We start from the raw sequence: 19,156 nt of genomic DNA, 5'->3' as shown, positions 1-19,156 counted from the left end.
CGGTGGACCGGCAATATTGCCGACCCTGCTTCCTGGCCGCCCGCCTCCGCCCGGCCTTCACTTGCACCGCACGAGGCCCGGGGCCCCCTCCCGGGCCCGGAGTCGCGGAGGAGGCGGAGCGGCATGGCACAGCAGAGGCTGTTGTCGAAGGTCGGGTTCTCGGGGCTTTCCGCCCGTAGCGGTCCACTGGCCTTCGGGCTCACCAACCTGCTGCGTGCGGTCATCGTCGACGACGACCCGTCCCATCTGAACCTGACCTCGGTGCTGCCGGTCCCGGACGGCACCGGGCTCGACGCCGTCGAGGCGGCGGTCGGCGTGCTGCTGGAGCGGCACGAGTCGCTGCGCACCACCTACCGGATCGCGCCGGGCATCGGCCCGGACACCGTCCAGCTGGTGGCGGGCGAGGGAACGCTGGACCTGCTGCTCGTGGAGGCCGGGGGCGACCCGAACGAGACCGCGGTCGTCCTGGCCCGCGAGCTGCGGACCGGCGGCTTCGACCTGGAGGCCGACCTGCCCGTCCGCCTGGCCGTGGTCCTCTCCGGCGGCGCCCCCGCGCTGCTGGTCTGCGTGGTCTGCCACACCGCCATGGACGCCACCAGCTGGGAGATCCTGGTCGAGGAGTGGGCCGCCCTGATGGACGGCCGCGAGTTGCCGGCCCCGGCCGCGCTGCAGCCGATCGACGTGGTGGCGCTGGAGGAGCGGCCCAGCGTGCGCCGGCTCACCGAGTCCTCGCTCTCCTACTGGGAGGCCCGGATGCGCGCGGTGCCGCAGGCGGCCTTCGCCCTGCCCGGTCTGACCGACCCGGCGGAGAAGGACTGGCACCACACCGGTCTGCGGATCGTGTCGGACCGGGCCGCCGAGCACCTCGGCCGGATCGCCGAGCGCACCGGGGTGTCCCGCTCGGTGATCACGCTCGCGGCCTTCGGCGCGCTGGTCGCGCGGCGGGTCGCCGAGCCGGACTGCGCGATCACCTCGCTCTCCGCCAACCGGGTGGTCAAGGAGCTGCGCGGCTACTTCGGGACGCTCGCCCAGGACGCCGTGCTGCTGCTGGACACCGCCGCGCCCGAGACCTTCGACCAGCTGGCCCGGGAGTGCCGGGCCGAGGCGATGCGGGCCTACCGCGCCAGCTGGTTCGACCCGATCCGGGCCTGGGAGGTGATCAACGGGGTCGGGGCGCAGCGCGGCATCTCCTTCGCCCGCGACCTGGTCTTCAACGACATGAGCGCGCTCGGCAAGGGAGCCGGCGGACCGGCCGGGCGACGGTTCCCCGCGGTGCGCACGCTCGGCGAGGAGAAGGCCCGGGGCGACTACGACGACACCCTCGACCTGCGGCTCGAACCGCTGCCGGCCGAGCTGGTGCCGAGCCGGCTGGTGCTGATCGCCCACCGTCTGGAGGACCGGCTGGACCTCGGCCTCTGGGCCGACCCGCAGGTGCTCCCGGCCGAGGAGGCGGCCGAGTTCGGGCGCTCGTTCGTCCGGCTGCTGGCCGAGGCGGCCGACGGGGACCTGCCGCTGGACCGGCTGCCCGCGCTGACCGGTCTGACGCCGGTGCGGCGGGGCGAGGACTGGGTGCGCAGCGACCGCTGCTGGATCGACCTGGCGGCCGTGCGCAGGCTGGCCGCCGAGGCGCTGGGCGACCGGCCGCACCTCGTGCTCGCCGAGCCGGACGAGCGGCTCGGCCACCGCCTCGTCTGCCACCTGGCCGCCGACCCGGCCGCACCGGCGGACCCGACCGCACCGACCGCACCCGCAGACCCGGCCGAGACGGCCGAGACGGCCGACCCGGCCGGGGTGCACCGGCGGATGCTCGACCTGCTGCCGGGCCGGCCGAGCGCCATCACCCCGCAGTGGTACGTCGTGCACACCGGGCCGGTCCCGGACGCCGCCGGCGCCGACGTGGCCGCCGCCTGGCGAGCCCTGCCCGTGCTGACCGAGGGGCCGGGCCGGTGAGCAGCGTCGAGGAGGCCCCCGCCGTCCCCCTGCCGACGGCGAAGGCCGCGACGGCCGCGACGGCCGCGAAGGCCGCGACGGCCGCGAAGGCCGCGAAGGCCCCGGAGCAGTCGGCGCAGTCGGCCGAACCGCCCGCGCAGCCGCCGGCCGGGCGGCTCTGGAGCCGCGACTTCCGGCTCTTCTTCACCGCCCGCACGGTGGCCATGCTGGGCGACGCGATGCTGCCGGTGGCCCTCTCGGTCGGCATCCTGGACGCGGGGTACGGCCCGAGCGGGGTCGGCTACGCACTCGGCTCCTGGACGGCCGCACTGGCCCTCTGCATGCTCTTCGGCGGCGCGCTCGCCGACCGGCTGACCCCGCGCCGCCTGATGGTCTGGGCCGACGGCGTGCGCCTGGTGGTGCAGAGCGTGGTCGCGCTCGGCTTCCTGCTGGGCACGCCCTCGCTCTGGCAGATCATCGCGGCGCAGGTGGTCAGCGGCGTGGCGACGGCGATGTTCCAGCCGGGCGTGGCGTCGATGGTGCCGGCGGTGGCGACGGACGTCCAGCGGGCCAACGGCTCGCTGCGGGTCGCGGAGGCGCTGGCCGCGCTGTTCGGCCCGGCCCTGGCCGGTGCCATGGTCGCCGGGCTCTCGCCCGGGGCGGTCTTCGCGGTGTACGCGGCGACGTACGGCATCAGCGGCTGGTGCCTGCTCGCGCTGCGGGTGAAGCTGGTGCCGCAGGCCGCCGGGGACGGTTCGCTGCTGCGTCAACTGGCCGACGGCTGGCGCGAGTTCCGGGCCCGCACCTGGCTCTGGGGGGTGATCTCGCTCTACACCGTCTACGGCTTCACGGTCGCCGGGGTGTCGCTGGCGCTGGGCGGCGTGCTGATCATCGAGGAGCACGGGGCGACCGCGTACGGGGCCGCGATGGCGGCCTTCGGCGGTGGCTGCGCCGTGGGCGGCGCGATCGCGATGAAGGCCCGTCCGCAACGGCCGCTCCTGGCGGGCGCGGCGGCGCTGACGCTCTTCACCGTCTACCCGCTGGCACCGGCCCTCGGCCTGCCGCCGTGGGCGGTCGCCACCGGGTGGGCGGCGGCCGGGGTGGGCTGCGCGTTCTGGGGCGTGATCTGGGCGACGACCGTCCAGACCCAGGTCCCGACCGCGCTGCTGAACCGGATGTACGCCTACGACGTCACCGGCTCGCTGGCCGCGATGGCGCTCGGCCGCACCTTCGCCGGGCCGCTGGCCGAGCGGCTGGGCGGGCAGCACGTGCTGATCGGGGCCACCGTCCTGGCCCTGGGCTGCTGCGCCGCGCTGCCCGCGGTGCCCGCGATCCGCGGGCTGCGGGCCGTCCCGCCGGCCGCCGACCGGGCGCCCGCCGCGTGAGCACCGGCCGCACGGGCGCCCCCGGGCCCCGGCCCGGGTCCACCGGCCCGCACCACCGGCCGACCGAACGAGTCACCGATCGAGTCACCGAACGAGCCACCGAGGGGGCCCACCGATGAGCACAGGCGAGACGCGGTTCCAGGGAATCGCGATCACGGAGCTGGCCGAGCAGTTCGGCACTCCGCTCTTCGTCTACGACGGCGAGGTGCTCGAACGCACCTTCCGGGACCTCCGGGCCGTCCTGCCCCCCGAGGTCGACGTCTTCTTCTCGCTCAAGGCCAACCCCAACATCAGCGTCTGCGCCCTGCTGCGGTCGCTGGGCGCCGGGGCGGAGGTCTCCTCGCACGTCGAGCTGGTCACCGCGCTGCGGGCGGGCGTCGCCCCGCAGGACGTGATCTTCCTGGGGCCCGGCAAGGACGCCGCCGAGCTGGCCGCGTGCGTCGAGGCCGGCATCCACGCGGTGGTGTGCGAGTCGGTGGAGGAACTGCTGCAGCTGGACGACCTGGTGGCGGCGGCCGGCACCGGCCCGTGCCGGGCGATGCTGCGGATCAACCCCGACTTCGCCACCAAGGGCTCCGGCCTCGCGATGGGTGGCAAGCCGCGCCAGTTCGGCATCGACCTGGACGTCCTGCGGGCGGCCCGGCCGGCCCTGGCGGGCCTTCGGCACGTCGAACTCGCGGGCCTGCACGCCTACATGGGCACCCGGTTCCTGGACCACGCCGATGTCGTGCACAACACCCGGGAGATCCTGGCGGCGGCCGAGCGGCTGTCGGACGAACTCGGCGTCCCGCTGGGGACGGTGGACTTCGGCGGCGGCCTGGGGGTGCCGTACTTCGACAACGAGAAGGAGCTGGACCTGGCCCGGCTGGGCGCCGGCCTGCACGAGGTGGTGGCCCCGTTCGCGGCCCGGCACCCGGACTGCCGGCTGATCATGGAGCTCGGCCGCTACCTCACCGCCTGGGCCGGCACGTACGTCGTGCGGGCCCGCTACGTGAAGCAGTCCAGGGGCGAGTGGTTCGTGGTGGCCGACGGCGGCACCAACCACCACATGGCGGCGGTCGGCGTGGGCAGCTTCGTGAAGCGCAACTTCCCGATCAGTCACCTCGGGCGGCCGGCCGAGCCCGCCGTGCGCGCCTACTCCGTCACCGGGCCGCTCTGCACGCCGAACGACGTCATCGCGAAGAAGGTCGAACTGCCCGAGGTGGCCCCGGGCGACCTGCTCGGGGTCGAGCGGTCCGGCGCGTACGGGCCGACGGCCTCACCGGGGCTGTTCCTCAGCCACGGCTACCCGGCCGAGGTCCTGGTGCACCGCGGGACGGCCCATCTGGTCCGGGAGCGGGACACCCTGGCCGATCTGCTGGCCAAGCAGCGGCTGGTCGACCCGGGCGCCGGGGTGGTCACCGGGGCGGGGGCGGAGGTCGTGACGTGACCGGTGCGCCACTGGTCGGCATCGACGTCCTGGAACTCGGGGAGCTCGACCGGCTCTGCGAGCGGCCGTGGTTCCTGCGGCACTGCTTCGCCGAGGAGGAGCTGGCCCGGGCGGGGCGGCTCGGGGCGGATCGGCGCCGGGAGTTCCTGGCCGGCCGGTTCGCCGCCAAGGAGGCCGTGCTGAAGGTGCTCGGCACCGGACTGCTGCGCGGCATCGCACCGCGTGAGATCGCCGTCGGCCAGGACCCGAGCGGCCGGCCGTCGCTCCGGCTGCACGGCCGGGCCGCCGCCCGGGCCGCCGAACTGGGCCTGGCCGCCACCGCCGTGTCCATCGCCCACAAGCGCCGGACGGTGACCGCCGTGGCGGTCGGCCGGCTCGGCCCGCCGGCCCCCGCCGCCACCGCACCCGCCGACCTCGCCGACCTCGCCGATCCGGAGGAACCCCGTATGGACCGCCCGCCCCGCACCACCGCGCCCGACAGCACCCCGCCGGACGCCGCCCCACCGGACGAGGTCGTCGCCCGGCTGCGGCTGCGGCTCGGGCAGGAGGACGCCCACTACGGCGGCGGCCTGGTGCCCGGCGCCCGCCTGCTCGGCCTGTTCGGCGACCTGATCACCGAGATCACCATCCGCACCGACGGCGACGAGGGGCTGCTCTCCGAGTACTCCGCCGTCCGGTTCACCGCGCCCTGCCACCCCGGCGACTACCTGGAGCTGACCGCCCGGCTGGTCCGCCGCACCCGGCTGCGCCGGGTGGTCGCGTTCGAGGCGTACAAGGTGATCGCCGCCCGGCCGGAGCGGTCGTCCTCGGCCGCCGAGGTGCTGGCCGAACCCCTGCTCGTCTGCACCGCCACGGCGACTGCCGTGGTGCCGCCGCCGGCCCGCACCGGCAGGGCCGCGCCCGCCGGGCCGGCCGAGTCCGCCGAGTCCACCACCGCCGATGGGAGTTCCCGATGACCGGACCGGAGCCGTCGCCGCCGGCCCTGCTGCACGAGCTGCTCGACCGGGCGGCCGACCGCTGGCCCGACCGCCCCGCGCTGTCGCAGGACGAGCTGACCCTGGACTACCGCGCGTTCGCGGCGGCCAGCGTGCGGGTGGCCCGGTGGCTGCGGGCGACCGGGGTCGGCCGGGGCGACCGCGTCGTGGTGGCGGCGCCGTCCGGGCCCGCCCTCGCGGTGCTCGTCTTCGCGGCCTCCCGGGTGGGCGCCGTCTACACCCTGCTGCACGAGCAGGTCCACGGCACACCGCTGGCCCACGTCCTCGCCGACTGCGAGCCGCGGCTGCTGATCACCGAGGATGCGGCCGACCGGGCCGCCGCCGACGCCCGCTCGATCGCCGCCCTGCCCCTGTCGGCCCTGACCGACGCCACCTTCCCGGCCCACCCGGTGGCCCCGTCCGGCACCGCCGAAGCGCCCGGCAACCCCGCCGAGCCGCTCCCCGGCAGCGGCGAACCGCTCCCCGACCCGGGGGTGCTGGCGGTCGATCCAGTCAGCCTGATCTACACCTCCGGCACCACCTCCCTGCCGAAGGCCGTGGTCAGCACCCACCAGCAGGTGCTGTTCGCGGCCCGGGCCATCCAGTCCGTGCTCGGCTACCGCGCGGACGACGTCGTCTACTGCCCGCTGCCGCTCTCCTTCGACTACGGCCTCTACCAGGTCCACCTGGCCGTGCTGGGCGGCGCCCACCTGTGGCTCGGGCGGCCGAACGAGGCGGGCCCGCTGCTGCTGCGCCGGCTGGCCGCGACCGGCGCGACCGTCCTGCCCGGCGTCCCCTCGGCCGCCGAGGGCCTGGCCTGGCTGCTGCGCCGGTCGGCGAAGAAGCTGCCGGCCCTGCGGCTGCTCACCAACACCGGGGCCGCCCTGTCGGCGGAGACCATCGCCGCCCTGCGCGAGGCCCTGCCGGAGCTCAAGGTCCAGGTCATGTACGGCCTGACCGAGTGCAAGCGGGCGACGATCATGCCGCCGGACGGCGACCTGGCCCGGCCCGGCTCCTGCGGCCTGCCGCTGCCCGGCACCGAGGTCCTCGCCGTCGACGACGACGGCGCCGCGCTGCCGCCCGGCGAGATCGGGCAGCTGGTCGTGCGCGGCCCGCACGTGATGGCCGGCTACTGGCGGCGGCCGGAGCTGAACGCCGAGCGGTTCCGGCACCGGGACGGCCTCTTCCCCGAACTCTGGACCGGCGACTACGGCTGGCTCGACGAGGACGGTTTCGTCTACTTCAGCGGCCGCCGCGACGACCTCTACAAGGAGAACGGGTTCCGCCTCAGCGCGACCGAGGTGGAGGCCGCCGCGCACCGGGTGCCGGGTGTGGTGTCGGCCGCCGTCCTCCCGCCCGAGGGCCGCCGGCCGTCGGTGCTCGCGGTGGTCGGCCGGATCGAGGCGCCCGACGTCCTGGAGCTGATGCGCGAGCAGATCGAGGTGTACAAGATCCCGCGCAGGTGCGTGGTGCTGGACGAGCTGCCGCTCAGCGCCAACGGCAAGGTCGACCGCCGCCGGCTCGCGGCCGTGCTCGCCGAAGCCGCCGTCTGAACCTCCCGCACACCCCAACGAACCATTGAAGGAGTCATCATGACTGACCGTCAGTACATCGTGAACGCCCTGGAGACCGCCCTCAGCGAGGTGCTGGAGCGGGAGATCGCCGGTCTGGCCGACGACATCCGCCTCTTCGACGACCTGCACCTGGACTCGACGACCATGCTGGAGCTCCTGATGGCCCTGGAGGACTCGATCGACCTGGTCGTCGACCCGGAGACGCTGGACATCGAGGACTTCGCCTCGGTCGGCACGTTCACCGACTTCGTCCTCACCACCCGTGGTGAGCTGTCGGCAACCGCCTGACCTGCGGCGTTCCAGGTTGGTCTAGACCTGACATCGCGTAGGTCGGTATCTTCACCCCGGGGCAGATCACTGGGGGGTGGCCGCGTGTATGCCGATGACGTGACGTCGGCCGGTGCCGGGGAGTCCGGCCGTCTTCTGCGCACCTTCCGGGAGTCCCGGGGGTGGACGCAGGAGCGGCTGGCGGACGCGTCGGGAGTCAGCGTCCGCACCATCGGAAACCTGGAGAACGAACGGATCGGCCGGCCCCGGCAGAGTTCGGTCCTCGCACTCTGCCGGGCGCTGCAGCTCTCCCGCACCGAGGCCGACCACGTCCTGCGCGAGCTGCGCCGCACCCGGCGCCCCGCCACCGGCCCGGACGCGGCGGCGGCGCGGCGCTGCGTACCCCCGCCGCCCGACCCGGTCAGCCTGGCGCCGCCCGTCCACGGGACCGAACTGCTCGGCCGGGGCGACGATCTGCGCAGACTCCGGCAGGTCCTGGGCCACCACCGGGCGGCCACCCTCACCGGACCGCCGGGCATCGGCAAGTCCCGGGTGGCGGCCGAGTACGCGCTCCGGGCGGAGGGCCCGGTCTGGTTCGTCGACCTCGCCCAGGACGACACCCGCGAGGTGCTGGCCACGCTCACCGCCGAGCTGCGCGGCGGCCGCGCCCGGCCGCCCGCCCTGCTCGTCCTCGACAACGCCGACGACGCCCTCGACGCGGTCTCCCGGCTCGCGGCCTTCCTGCTGCGCTCGGCCGACAACCGGACCAGGCTGCTGACCACCAGCCGCGAACCGCTCGGCCTCGCCCTGGAGTCCAGCTGGCAGCTCGGCCCGATCGCCGCCCCCCGGGGCCCGACCCGGCAGGGCGTCCTCGGCTCCCCGGCCGGCCGGCTGTTCGTCCAACGGGCCACCGAGGCGGCCCCGTTCTGGTCGCTCTCCGAGGCCAACTGCGCCGCGGTGGCCCACCTCTGCTCGGCGCTGGACGGCCACCCGCTGGCCCTGGAGCTGGCCGCCAGCCAGCTCAGCGCGATGACCCTGGAGGACATCCTCTCCCGGATGGCCCACCAGCTGGACCTGTTGGAGCGCCGCCGCGCCCCTCAGCAGGGCCACCACCAGTCGCTCCGGCAGGCCCTGGAGCGCAGCTGGATCCGGCTGCGGCCGATCGAGCAACGGGTCTTCGCCGCCGTCTCGGTGTTCCGCGGCGGCTTCTCCCTGGAGGCGGCCGAACACCTCGTCGCCGGCACCGACTGCGGCGCGGAGGCCGAGAGCGCGCTGGACACCGCCCGGGCGCTGCGCGACCTGGTCACCCAGTCCCTGATCACCGTCCACCGGTACGGCGACCAGCTGCGCTACCGGCTGATCGGCCCGCTGCGGGCGTTCGCGGTCGAGCGCAGCGTCGAGGCGGGGCACCACTCCGCCCTGCGGCACCGGCACGCCCAGTACTTCTGCACGCTCGCCGAGCACCACGCCCGGCTGGTGGAGGCCGGGGTGGCCGCCCGGCTGCTGCCCTGCGACGAGGAGAACGTCCGCGCCGCCGCCCACCATGCTCGTGTCCTGGGGGACTTGGTGCTCTGGACCCGGATCATGCGGACCAGGCTCTGCTTCTCGGAGACGCTCGGCCGCCCCGGGCCGGCCGACTGACCCGCAGCCACCACCGTCGGGACGGTCCCACGCGTGCCCGCCCGCAGGGCGGTTCAGCCCGCCGTCGCGCGGGCCAGCCGTGCGGTGAGCCAGTCCGCCGTGGCGGGGAGCCAGTCCGCGAGGGCGTTGCCGAGCAGGTGGTTGCCGTGCGGGACGAGCAGGAGCTCGGCCCCGGGAACCCGGCGGGCCAGCGCCTCGGCGTTGGTGACGCCGGGGATCCGGTCCTCGCCGCCCTCGACGACCAGCAGCGGGCCGGTGAGGTCCTCGGCCGGGCCGGTCAGGTCGACCCGGCCGACGAAGGCGCGGGCCGCGTCCGCGCTCCCGCAGCGCTGGGTCAGCGTCGCGGTGACGAACGGCACCAGGGCGTCCCAGTCCAGCCGGTACGGGCCGCTGACGACGGCGGTGGCCCGGATCCGCGGCTCGCGGGCGGCGGTGACCGCGGCGTAGTAGCCGCCGAGGCTCAGCCCGACCACGCCGATGCGGTCGGCGTCCACCCCCTCCCGGACGGCCACCGCGTCGATCACCCGGCCGACCACCCGGTGGTAGTCCGGCTCGGGGGCGCTGGTCGCGGCGAGGACGCCCTGCCCGGGGCCGTCCAGGGCGAGGACGGCCGCGCCGCGCGCCAGCAGCGCCTCGGTGACGGCGTGGAACTCCTCCTTGCCGGAGTCCATCCCGGGGACGACGATCACCAGCGGCCGCCGCCCCGTCCCGGCCGGGCGGCGGAGCCAGCCCGCGAAGGACCCGCCCTCGACCCGCTCGGCCGCCGGGTCGAGGCGGGCCAGGGCGGCGCGCATCGCCCCGTCCGCCTCGGTGGCGTCGCGGGCGGCGGCCGCGCGGTCGGGGTGCGGGAGCAGGCCGGCGCAGTGGAACCAGCGGGCGGCCGTCCGGTAGGACTCACCGGCCGACACCGGCCGGCCCTCGGCGGCGGCGCGCTCGGCGGCGTCGCGATGGCGCCGGCCGGCGGCCCGGAACGCCTCCGGCCACTCGCGCGCGGAGCGCAGCGCACCGGTGACCCGGGTGTACTCGTGCGGGTCCAGCCCGGCGCCGGTGGCCCGCGGGCGGTTCTCCTCGACGAAGGCCGGCAGCAGGCCGGGGTGGTCGAGGAAGGAGAGGTCGGGCGAGTCGGTCAAGGGGATCACACTCATCTCACGGTGGAGGGGCGGCGGTGGGCGGCGGGCGGTCGCGGCGGGGCGGTCGCGTCGCGGGCTGGGCGGTCGCGTCGGGGCGCCGCGCATCGGGCGGGGCGCCGCACCTCAGGACAGCGTGAGCACGGCCTTGCCGCGGATCCGCCGCTCCCGCAGGTCGGTGAGCACGGCGGCGGTCTCCGCCCAGGGCGCGACCCGGCCGATCTCCGGGGTCAGCCGCCCCTCCCCCACCAGGCGGACCAGGGTGGCGAGGTCCTCGCCGTCGGCCACGTCGGAGTCCGCGTAGTGGAAGTGCCGCAGCACGGCGGACTCCGGCCCGGCGAAGAAGTCGAAGAAGTCCAGCGTCACGGGCGTCCGGGAGGCCTGGCCGAACCAGATCAGCGTGCCGCGCCGGGCCAGCCGGGCGAGCGCGAGCGGCAGACCGGCGCCGCCCGTCGACTCCAGCACCAGGTCGTACGGACCGCGCGCCGCGCCGACCTCGTGGACCACCTCCGCCGCGCCCAGCTCCACCAGCCGCCGCCCGCGCTCCGCCGAGGCGGTGACGGCGGTCAGCTCCGCCCCCGCCGCCGAGGCCAGCTCGGTGACGTAGTGGCCGACGCCCCCGGACGCGCCGGTGAGCAGCACCCGGCGGCCGGCCAGCGCGCCGGCGGTGCGCAGCAGCCGCAGCGCGGTGAGCCCGGCCAGCGGGAGGGCGGCGGCCCGGACGGCGTCCAGTCCGTCGGGGATCTCGGCGAGCGAGCCGACGGGCACGCACACGTACTCGGCCCAGCCACCGGCCGGCGGGTGGCCGACGACCCGGCGGCAGACGGCCGGCCCGGAGCCGTCGGCGGCGGCCTGCACGACCAGGCCCGCGATGTCCTTGCCGGGCCGCCAGCCCGGCCGGGGGGCCTCCAGCTGGAACGTCTCGCCGCGGTTCACCGCGAACGCCTCGACCTTCACCAGGGCCTCCCCCGGGCCCGGCCGCGGCTGCTCCACCTCCGCGAACGCCACCGTCGCGTCCGCCCGTCCGGTCGGTGTCAGCGCCTTCATGGTCCTCGGCCCTCCCTCTTCCTCGCCGGCCGGTCCGGCCGAGGCGGTGGCACCAGCAGACCCCGGCCGCGCACCACCGGTCCAACAACCGCCCCACCGGGCCCGACAACCGGCCGTTGTCGGGCCCACCCGTCCACCACCCCGACGGCAGCACCCCGATCGCGGGGCGGCCGGGGGCACCGGCGGCTCCCTCGCCGGGCAGCGCCCAACCGGTCCGGCCCGGCGCCCGGACCTGCGCCGACAGGCCCTAGGGTGGGCGGCCATGGATCTCGATCTCGCCCAGGTCCGCGCCTTCGCGACGGCGGCCGAGGAGCTGCACTTCGGACGCGCCGCCGCACGGCTGGCGATCAGCCAGCAGGCCCTGTCCAAGCGGATCGCCCGGCTGGAGGCGGCGCTCGGCGCCCGGCTGCTCGACCGCGACCCGCGCGGTGTCGGGCTCACCGGGGCCGGGCACCGGTTCCTGGAGCCCGCCCGGCGGCTGCTCGCCCAGGGCGACCTCGCCGTGGCGGCGGTGGCCCGCGCCCGGCGCCCGCTGCGCGTCGACGTCTGGGGGCACCTGTACGCGCCGATGCGCACGCTCGCCCGGGCCGTCGACGGGGTGCCCGGGCTGGAGGTCGAGCCCGTCCCCGGGCGGGACCTCCCCTCGGTGGCGGCGGCCCTGCTGCGCGGCGAGTCGGACGCCGGTTTCGGCCGGGTGCACCCGCTGCCGGACGGCCGGGACGCGGGGCTGGCGCACCGGCTGGTCCGGCTGGAGCCGGTGGACGCGGTGCTGAGCACCGACCACCCGCTGGCCGACCGCGACGTGCTGCGACCGGTCGACCTGCGCGGCAGCGTGCTGCGCTACCCGGCCGCGGTGGACCGGCTGGACTTCCTGACCCGGTTCGCCGACCGCTTCGGCATCGAGGAACGGGCCGGCTCGACCAACCTGGGCCTGGAGGCCTTCGCCGAGCGGATACGTACCGATCCGGCCGGCTTCTCGCTGCTCCCCGCCGACTGCCCGCTCCCCGACCTGCCGGCCGGCCCCGGCCGCCCGGGCGTCCGGACCGTCCCGCTGGTCGACCCCACCCCCCTCTACGCCTGGTCGCTGCTCTGGCGCGACACCGACGAGCCGCCGCACCGGCTGGATCCGCTGCTCGGAGCGTTCACCGAGGCGGCCCGGCGCAGCCGCTGGCTGGAGTACGACCCGGCCCGCGACTGGCTGCCCGGCCCGGACGAGGCGGCCCTGGACGGCTGACGTCCCCCGCCCCCGACCGGACCTCCCGCCCGTCCCCCGACCCGACCGGGCCCGGGCCGTGCCCCGACCCGCCCGTCCCCCGACCCGCCCGGGCCCGGACCGTCCCCCGACCGGCCCGGGCCCCGGCGCGCGGCACCCCGTTCGGGCGCCCGCCGCGCCGCCGCCCCCTCAGTTCATCCAGTCCTCGCTGGTGGCGAGCACGCCGCCGTCCCGGCCGAACAGGGTGATCGACTTCGCGCTGCTGCCCGCCTTCTTCGCCACCCCGAACCACCGGACCGGGGAGTCACCGACGCCGACCGGTCGCGGCTCGGTGGTGCTGCCGTCGGCCCAGGTGACGACCACCCGGTCGACGTCCGGGGCGACCGCGGCCAGCAGGACGGGCGAGGCGTGCATCTCCCCGCCCTTGAAGCCGAGCAGCGTCCCCTCCAGGCCGCCGTTCGGGTCGGTGGACAGCGGGCCGGGGGCGCCGGGCACGGCGCTGTCGTGCACCGAGTCGTCGACCTGCCGACGGCCGTCCACGGTGACGTAGAGGTTCACCACGTCCCGGCCGGCCCGCCAGGAGCGGAGCACGTCGGCCGCCACCGGCTCCGGGAGCTGCGGGACGGCGGCGTGCCGCTCCTCCCACATCAGCTCGGCCTGCCGGAGGGCCTGCTCCCTGGTCCCGGCGGGCCAGAGCGCGGCCCAGGCCTTCCACTCCTTGCCGTTGGAGGTGCCCTGCCCGATCACGACCCGGACCGGGGCGAACGGGTCCCGGCCGGCGGCCGGGGTCGTCGCCGCGACCGCGACGGTCGCGCTCACGGACGCGCCGGCCGGGGCCGCCGCGGGCAGCGCCGTGCCCCCGGCCGTGCCCCGGTCGAGCCCGCCCAGGGCCGTACCGCCGCCGACCACGGCCGCCAGCAGCACCGCGACCGCCCCGGCCGTCGACAGCCGGCGCCGCCGGAGCCGCCGCCGCCCGCCCGTGATCAGCAGCTCGTACGGGGCCGGCCGGAGCTCGGCCCCCTCCGCGAGGTCGCTCAGCCCCCGCACGGCCGCCGCCTCGTCCTCGTTCAGTTCCCGTTCGTCCCGCACGCTCATCCCCTGTCTCCGATCGTGGTCATCCCGCGCAGTGAGGTGGCGGCCCGCAGCTTGGCCAGGCCCTTCGCCGACTGGCTCTTCACCGTCCCGACCGAGCACCCCATCGCGGCCGCGGTCTGCGTCTCGCTGAGGTCCTCCCAGTACCGGAGCACCACGGCCTGCCGCTGCCTGGGCGGCAGCGCGCCGAGGGCCGCCAGCAGCGCGGCACGCTCGTCGAGCCGGTCGAAGCCGTCCGGGCCCTCCGGCCCGGCCCGCTCGGGAACGGCGGTGACCAGGTGCTCCGGCGGCCTGCGGCGGAACCGCCGGGCGTGCTCGTTGACCAGGATCCGGCGCACGTAGGCGTGCGGGTCGTCCGCTCCGCGGACCCGGCCCCAGGCGACGTACGCCCGCTCCAGCGCCTGCTGGACCAGGTCCTCCGCCGCGTGCGCGTCGCCCGCCAGCAGGTACGCCGTCCTCAGCAGCCGCGTCCAGGCCACGGCGATGAACGCGCGGAACTCCTCGTCCCGCTCGGTCTTCTGGGCTCCCATGAGCACCCCCTCACCCTCCAGAGCCCGCACCGGCCCCCGACCGTTGCCCCGGCTCCCGCGATCGCCCGCACGCCGCCCCGGACGGGGTTCGCACTTCCCCGGCAGCGGCTGTGACACTGGAGGGGCTCGAAAACCGAGGTGCGCGCCGCCGCATCTCCTTGCGAACCTAGAGGGATGCCCGCAGTGAGTTCTCCCGCAGTCCAGTCCGCCGACGCGTCCACGGACGGCGGCGGCCCCGGTATCGGCGAGCTGGCCGCCCGTCTGCCCGAACTGACCCTGCGCGACCAGGTACGGATCGGGCGCCGGCTGGAGGGCGCCCGGCGGGTCCGCAAGCCCGAGGCCCGGCAGAAGGTCGCCGCCGAGATCGCCGGCGACATCGAGCGTGCCGAGCTGCTGGTCGCGCAGCGCCGCGCCGCCGTCCCCGAGATCACCTATCCCGCCGAGCTGCCGGTCAGCCAGAAGAAGGACGAGATTCTCGCCGCCATCCGCGACCACCAGGTGGTGATCGTGGCGGGCGAGACCGGCTCCGGCAAGACCACCCAGATCCCGAAGATCTGTCTGGAGCTGGGCCGCGGGGTCCGCGGCCTGGTCGGGCACACCCAGCCCCGCCGGATCGCCGCCCGCACGGTGGCCGAGCGCGTCGCGGAGGAACTGCGCACGCCGCTCGGCGAGGCGGTCGGCTGGAAGGTCCGGTTCACCGACCAGGTCGGCCCGGACACCCTGGTCAAGCTGATGACGGACGGCATCCTGCTCGCCGAGATCCAGACCGACCGCGAGCTGCGCCAGTACGACACCCTGATCATCGACGAGGCGCACGAGCGCAGCCTCAACATCGACTTCATCCTCGGGTACATCAAGCAGCTGCTGCCCCGCCGCCCGGACCTCAAGGTCGTCATCACCTCGGCGACCATCGACCCCGAGCGCTTCGCCCACCACTTCGGCGACGCCCCGATCGTCGAGGTGTCCGGCCGCACCTACCCCGTCGAGGTCCGCTACCGGCCGATCGTCGACGACGACGCCGACCTGGACGGCGACAACGGCCCCAGCGACGCCGACCGGGACCGCGACCAGATCCAGGCGATCTGCGAGGCCGCCGAGGAGCTCCAGGCCGAGGGCCCCGGCGACATCCTGGTCTTCCTCTCCGGCGAGCGCGAGATCCGCGACACCGCCGACGCGCTCAACAAGCTGAAGCTGAAGTTCACCGAGGTCCTCCCGCTCTACGCCCGGCTGAGCTCGGCCGAGCAGCACAAGGTCTTCCAGCGCTCCAGCTCCCGGCGGATCGTCCTGGCCACCAACGTCGCCGAGACCAGCCTCACCGTCCCGGGCATCAAGTACGTGATCGACCCGGGCACCGCGCGGATCTCCCGCTACAGCCACCGCACCAAGGTGCAGCGGCTGCCGATCGAGGCGATCAGCCAGGCCAGCGCCAACCAGCGCAAGGGCCGCTGCGGCCGTACCTCGGACGGCATCTGCATCCGGCTGTACTCGGAGGAGGACTTCCTCTCCCGCCCTGAGTTCACCGACGCCGAGATCCTGCGCACCAACCTGGCCTCGGTCATCCTCCAGATGACCGCCGCCGGCCTCGGCGACATCGCCGCCTTCCCGTTCCTGGACCCGCCGGACTCCCGCAACATCAAGGACGGCGTCAACCTCCTCCACGAGCTCGGCGCGCTGGACCCCGACGAGAAGGACGTCCGCAAGCGCCTCACCCCGCTCGGCCGCCAGCTGGCCCAGCTCCCGGTGGACCCGCGGATGGCCCGGATGGTGCTGGAGGCCGACAGGAACGGCTGCGTCCGCGACGTCATGGTGATCGCCGCCGCGCTCTCCATCCAGGACCCGCGCGAGCGCCCCACCGAGAAGCGCCAGGCCGCCGACGACCGGCACCGCCGCTTCCAGTCCGAGACCTCCGACTTCCTCTCCTACCTCGCCATGTGGCGCTACGTGCGGGAGCAGCAGAAGGAGCTCTCCTCCTCGGCCTTCCGCCGGATGTGCAAGGCCGAGTTCCTCAACTACCTGCGGATACGGGAGTGGCAGGACATCTACTCCCAGCTCCGCACGGTCGCCAAGCAGCTCGGTGTCACCATCGAGGAGCCGCACCCGGACGCCGAGCCGGACGCCGACCGGATCCACCAGTCGCTGCTGGCCGGCCTGCTCTCGCACATCGGCCTCTTCGACGTCGAGAAGCGCGAGTACGGCGGCGCCCGCGGTGCCCGGTTCGCGGTCTTCCCCGGTTCCGGCCTGTTCAAGAAGCCGCCGCGCTGGGTGATGTCCGCCGAGCTGGTGGAGACGTCCCGGCTCTGGGCGCGGATCAACGCGAAGATCGAGCCCGAGTGGGTGGAGCCGCTGGCCGGCCACCTGATCAAGCGCAGCTACAGCGAGCCGCACTGGGAGAAGAAGGCCGGCGCGGTGCTGGCCTACGAGAAGGTGACCCTCTACGGGATGCCGGTCGTCGCCCAGCGCAAGGTCAACTACGGCCGGATCGACGCGGAGCTCTGCCGCGAGCTGTTCATCCGCAACGCGCTGGTCGAGGGCGACTGGGAGACCCACCACCGCTTCTTCGCCGAGAACCGCAAGCTGCTCAGCGAGGTCGAGGAGCTGGAGAACCGGGCCCGCCGGCGCGACATCATGGTCGACGACCAGACCCTGTTCGACTTCTACGACAGCCGGCTGCCGGACGACATCGTCTCCACCCGGCACTTCGACTCCTGGTGGAAGAAGGCCCGGCACGACCAGCCGGACCTGCTCAACTTCGAGAAGTCGATGCTGATCAACGACTCGGCGGACGGCGTCACCGAGGCGGACTACCCGGACTACTGGCAGCAGGGCAAGCTCCGCTTCAAGCTGACCTACCAGTTCGAGCCGGGCAGCGACGCGGACGGCGTGACCGTCCACATCCCGCTCCCGGTGCTCAACCAGGTCACCGCCGAGGGCTTCGACTGGCAGATCCCCGGCCTGCGCGAGGAGCTGGTCACCGCCTACATCCGGGCGCTGCCCAAGGCGATCCGCCGCAACTTCGTCCCGGCCCCGGACTTCGCGAAGGCCGCCCTGCGCCAGGTGAAGGACCGCCAGGAGCCCCTGCTGCCCACGCTGGAGCACATCCTCAAGCGGATGACGGCGATCACCGTCCCGCCGGAGGCCTGGGACGACGAACGGGTACCGGACCACCTCCGGGTGACCTTCCGGGTGGTCGACGGCCGCAAGAAGCTCGCCGAGTCCAAGGACCTGGAGGACCTGCGGCTGCAGCTGAAGCCCAAGCTCAAGGAGACGCTCTCCTCGGCCGCCTCGGGCCAGGGCATCGAGCAGTCCGGGCTGACCGCCTGGCCGGCCTCGCTGCCGGTGCTCCAGCGCACCTTCGAGCAGCGCTCGCGCGGCCACTCGCTGCGCGCCTACCCGGCGCTGGTGGACGAGCGGGAGGCGGTCGGGATCAAGCTCTTCGACACCCCGCAGGCGCAGACCCAGGCGATGTGGGAGGGCACCCGGCGGCTGCTGATGCTGACCACCAACTCGCCCGCCAAGTCGATCCAGGGCCGGCTGGGCAACCAGGCGAAGCTCGCGCTCTCGTACAACCCGCACGGCTCGATCCCGGCCCTGTTCGAGGACGTGGTGGCCTGCGCGACCGACCGGCTGATGACCTCGGCCGGCGGGCCGGCCTGGGACGAGGCGGCCTTCGGCAAGCTGCACGAGAAGGTCCGGGCCGATCTCTACGAGCTCTCGGCGGACACCACGCTGAAGACGGCCACCGCGCTGATCGCCTTCCACAAGGCCTCGACCCGGCTGAAGGCGGTGAGCAGCCCGGTGCTGCTGACGGCGGTGAACGACATCCGGCTGCACCTGGCCTCGCTGGTGCACCCGGGCTTCGTGACCGAGACCGGCTGGCAGCGGCTGCCGGACCTCAAGCGCTACCTGCTGGCGGTGGACCGCCGGCTGGAGGCGCTGCCCAACCACCCCCAGCGGGACGCCCAGCAGCTGCTGAAGGTGCAGCAGGTGCAGCAGGAGTACGGGGAGCTGCTGGCGGCCGTACCGGCCGGGCAGCAGCCCTCCCCGGCGGTGCTGGCGATCCGCTGGATGATCGAGGAACTGCGGGTCAGCTTCTTCGCCCAGTCGCTGGGTACGCCGACCCCGGTCTCGGAGAAGCGGATCATGAAGGCGATGGAGGCGGCCAGGGCCGCGCTCTGAGCTGGGCGGGGCCCTCAGGAGCCAGTTCGACCTGGGGGCCCACCATGGGTTAGAGTCTGTCTTGTTCGCAGCGCGGCAAGCGGGTGAACGAGATCGGAAAACTCTGGTCCTGTGGAGCAGTTGGTTAGCTCGCCACCCTGTCAAGGTGGAGGTCGCGGGTTCAAGTCCCGTCAGGATCGCCGTAGCCGAGAGGCCCGGAACCGTTTGGTTCCGGGCCTCTCGTGTTTCTCCGGGGCGCTCCCTACCCCGAGCCAGGTCTAGACCACAAGTAACGGTCCGTGTGATCGTCGTCACTTATCTTTTCCCGAGACCGGGCAGGGGGCACCCCTCCCCAAGGGGCGCTAATTTAATATGTAAAATTGCACAGCTATGAACTGTATATCCCCCCCGCCCCAGGGCCCCCAAATCGTTATCCGGAGTTCAACATTCCGGACGCCCGGCATGATCTCGGGGACTGCGCGCGGGCATGCAAAGGGGCCGCTTACCGGACCCGGCGGAGTCCGGTAAGCGGCCCCTTTGAAAGAGCCTTCGGCCTATCAGGCCTCGGTTCGCTGGGCGGGAATACCGGCCAGCAGAGCGCGCACCTCCGCCTCGCGGTAACGACGGTGCCCGCCAAGCGTGCGAATGGACGTCAGCTTGCCTGCCTTGGCCCAGCGAGTAACCGTCTTCGGGTCCACGCGGAACATGGTGGCGACCTCTGCCGGCGTCAGCAGGGGTTCAGCATCAGGGGTACGAGCGGTCATGAGCGGCCTCCTCGGGAGAACCGAACCAG

14 protein-coding genes and 1 tRNA gene are annotated in these 19,156 nt (G+C 74.7%); 10 read left to right on the top strand and 5 right to left on the bottom strand.

Going from position 1 to position 19,156, the window contains the following annotated elements; all coding sequences use genetic code 11:
* Positions 1–123: 123 nt before the first annotated feature.
* The 7 genes from ACWDRR_RS12720 (at position 124) to ACWDRR_RS12690 (ending at position 9,199) form a co-directional block, all read left to right on the top strand.
* On the top strand, positions 124–1,950 hold the full coding sequence (locus tag ACWDRR_RS12720) for a condensation domain-containing protein (protein ID WP_449772181.1): 1,827 nt from the start codon (positions 124–126) through the stop codon (positions 1,948–1,950).
* The gene (locus ACWDRR_RS12715) at positions 1,947–3,314 is read left to right on the top strand and encodes an MFS transporter (protein ID WP_449772180.1); all 1,368 of its coding nucleotides are present in this window, start codon (positions 1,947–1,949) and stop codon (positions 3,312–3,314) included. The genes ACWDRR_RS12720 and ACWDRR_RS12715 overlap by 4 nt, the downstream gene beginning before the upstream one ends.
* A 115-nt stretch (positions 3,315–3,429) precedes the next feature.
* The gene (locus ACWDRR_RS12710) at positions 3,430–4,743 is read left to right on the top strand and encodes a type III PLP-dependent enzyme (RefSeq protein ID WP_449772179.1); all 1,314 of its coding nucleotides are present in this window, start codon (positions 3,430–3,432) and stop codon (positions 4,741–4,743) included.
* Entirely contained in the window at positions 4,740–5,699 is a 960-nt protein-coding gene (gene acpS, locus ACWDRR_RS12705) for a holo-ACP synthase (RefSeq protein ID WP_449772178.1), read from the top strand. The genes ACWDRR_RS12710 and acpS overlap by 4 nt, the downstream gene beginning before the upstream one ends.
* Positions 5,696–7,270, top strand: coding sequence for a class I adenylate-forming enzyme family protein (locus ACWDRR_RS12700; RefSeq protein ID WP_449772177.1), 1,575 nt, complete (start codon positions 5,696–5,698; stop codon positions 7,268–7,270). The genes acpS and ACWDRR_RS12700 overlap by 4 nt, the downstream gene beginning before the upstream one ends.
* A 39-nt stretch (positions 7,271–7,309) precedes the next feature.
* Positions 7,310–7,579: a phosphopantetheine-binding protein gene (locus tag ACWDRR_RS12695; RefSeq protein ID WP_449772176.1), complete on the top strand. Its 270-nt coding sequence runs from the start codon at positions 7,310–7,312 to the stop codon at positions 7,577–7,579.
* Between the two features lie 99 nt (positions 7,580–7,678).
* The gene (locus tag ACWDRR_RS12690) at positions 7,679–9,199 is read left to right on the top strand and encodes an ATP-binding protein (protein WP_449772175.1); all 1,521 of its coding nucleotides are present in this window, start codon (positions 7,679–7,681) and stop codon (positions 9,197–9,199) included.
* A 53-nt stretch (positions 9,200–9,252) separates the two neighbouring features.
* On the opposite strand, the gene ACWDRR_RS12685 is transcribed toward ACWDRR_RS12690, so the two are convergent.
* The gene (locus ACWDRR_RS12685; protein WP_449772241.1) at positions 9,253–10,338 is read right to left on the bottom strand and encodes an alpha/beta hydrolase family protein; all 1,086 of its coding nucleotides are present in this window, start codon (positions 10,336–10,338) and stop codon (positions 9,253–9,255) included.
* A gap of 114 nt (positions 10,339–10,452) precedes the next feature.
* On the bottom strand, positions 10,453–11,373 hold the full coding sequence (locus ACWDRR_RS12680) for a zinc-binding dehydrogenase (protein WP_449772174.1): 921 nt from the start codon (positions 11,371–11,373) through the stop codon (positions 10,453–10,455).
* Positions 11,374–11,635: 262 nt separating this feature from the next.
* Here ACWDRR_RS12680 and ACWDRR_RS12675 point away from each other — a divergent pair, with 262 nt between their 5' ends.
* Complete coding sequence (locus ACWDRR_RS12675; RefSeq protein WP_449772173.1) at positions 11,636–12,607, top strand: LysR family transcriptional regulator; 972 nt, start codon at positions 11,636–11,638, stop codon at positions 12,605–12,607.
* Between the two features lie 168 nt (positions 12,608–12,775).
* Here the strand turns inward: ACWDRR_RS12675 and ACWDRR_RS12670 are convergent, their stop codons facing one another.
* Both ACWDRR_RS12670 and ACWDRR_RS12665 read right to left on the bottom strand, forming a co-directional pair.
* Entirely contained in the window at positions 12,776–13,681 is a 906-nt protein-coding gene (locus ACWDRR_RS12670) for a hypothetical protein (RefSeq protein WP_449772172.1), read from the bottom strand.
* Positions 13,678–14,208: a SigE family RNA polymerase sigma factor gene (locus ACWDRR_RS12665; RefSeq protein WP_449772171.1), complete on the bottom strand. Its 531-nt coding sequence runs from the start codon at positions 14,206–14,208 to the stop codon at positions 13,678–13,680. Before ACWDRR_RS12665 ends, ACWDRR_RS12670 begins: the two co-directional genes overlap by 4 nt.
* Before the next feature lie 183 nt (positions 14,209–14,391).
* Here ACWDRR_RS12665 and hrpA point away from each other — a divergent pair, with 183 nt between their 5' ends.
* Positions 14,392–18,384, top strand: coding sequence for an ATP-dependent RNA helicase HrpA (gene hrpA / locus ACWDRR_RS12660; RefSeq protein ID WP_449772170.1), 3,993 nt, complete (start codon positions 14,392–14,394; stop codon positions 18,382–18,384).
* Between the two features lie 105 nt (positions 18,385–18,489).
* Positions 18,490–18,563: transfer RNA gene (locus ACWDRR_RS12655), tRNA-Asp, on the top strand.
* A gap of 357 nt (positions 18,564–18,920) precedes the next feature.
* Here ACWDRR_RS12655 and bldC read toward each other — a convergent pair.
* Positions 18,921–19,127 carry a developmental transcriptional regulator BldC gene (gene bldC / locus ACWDRR_RS12650; RefSeq protein ID WP_014137253.1) on the bottom strand — a complete coding sequence of 69 codons (207 nt, stop codon included), beginning with the start codon at positions 19,125–19,127 and terminating at the stop codon, positions 18,921–18,923.
* Positions 19,128–19,156 lie beyond the last annotated feature (29 nt).

The organism is Kitasatospora sp. NPDC003701 (assembly GCF_053587085.1).
Note: the sequence above shows the minus strand (reverse complement) of the source record. Positions and strands in the feature narration are given on the sequence as shown.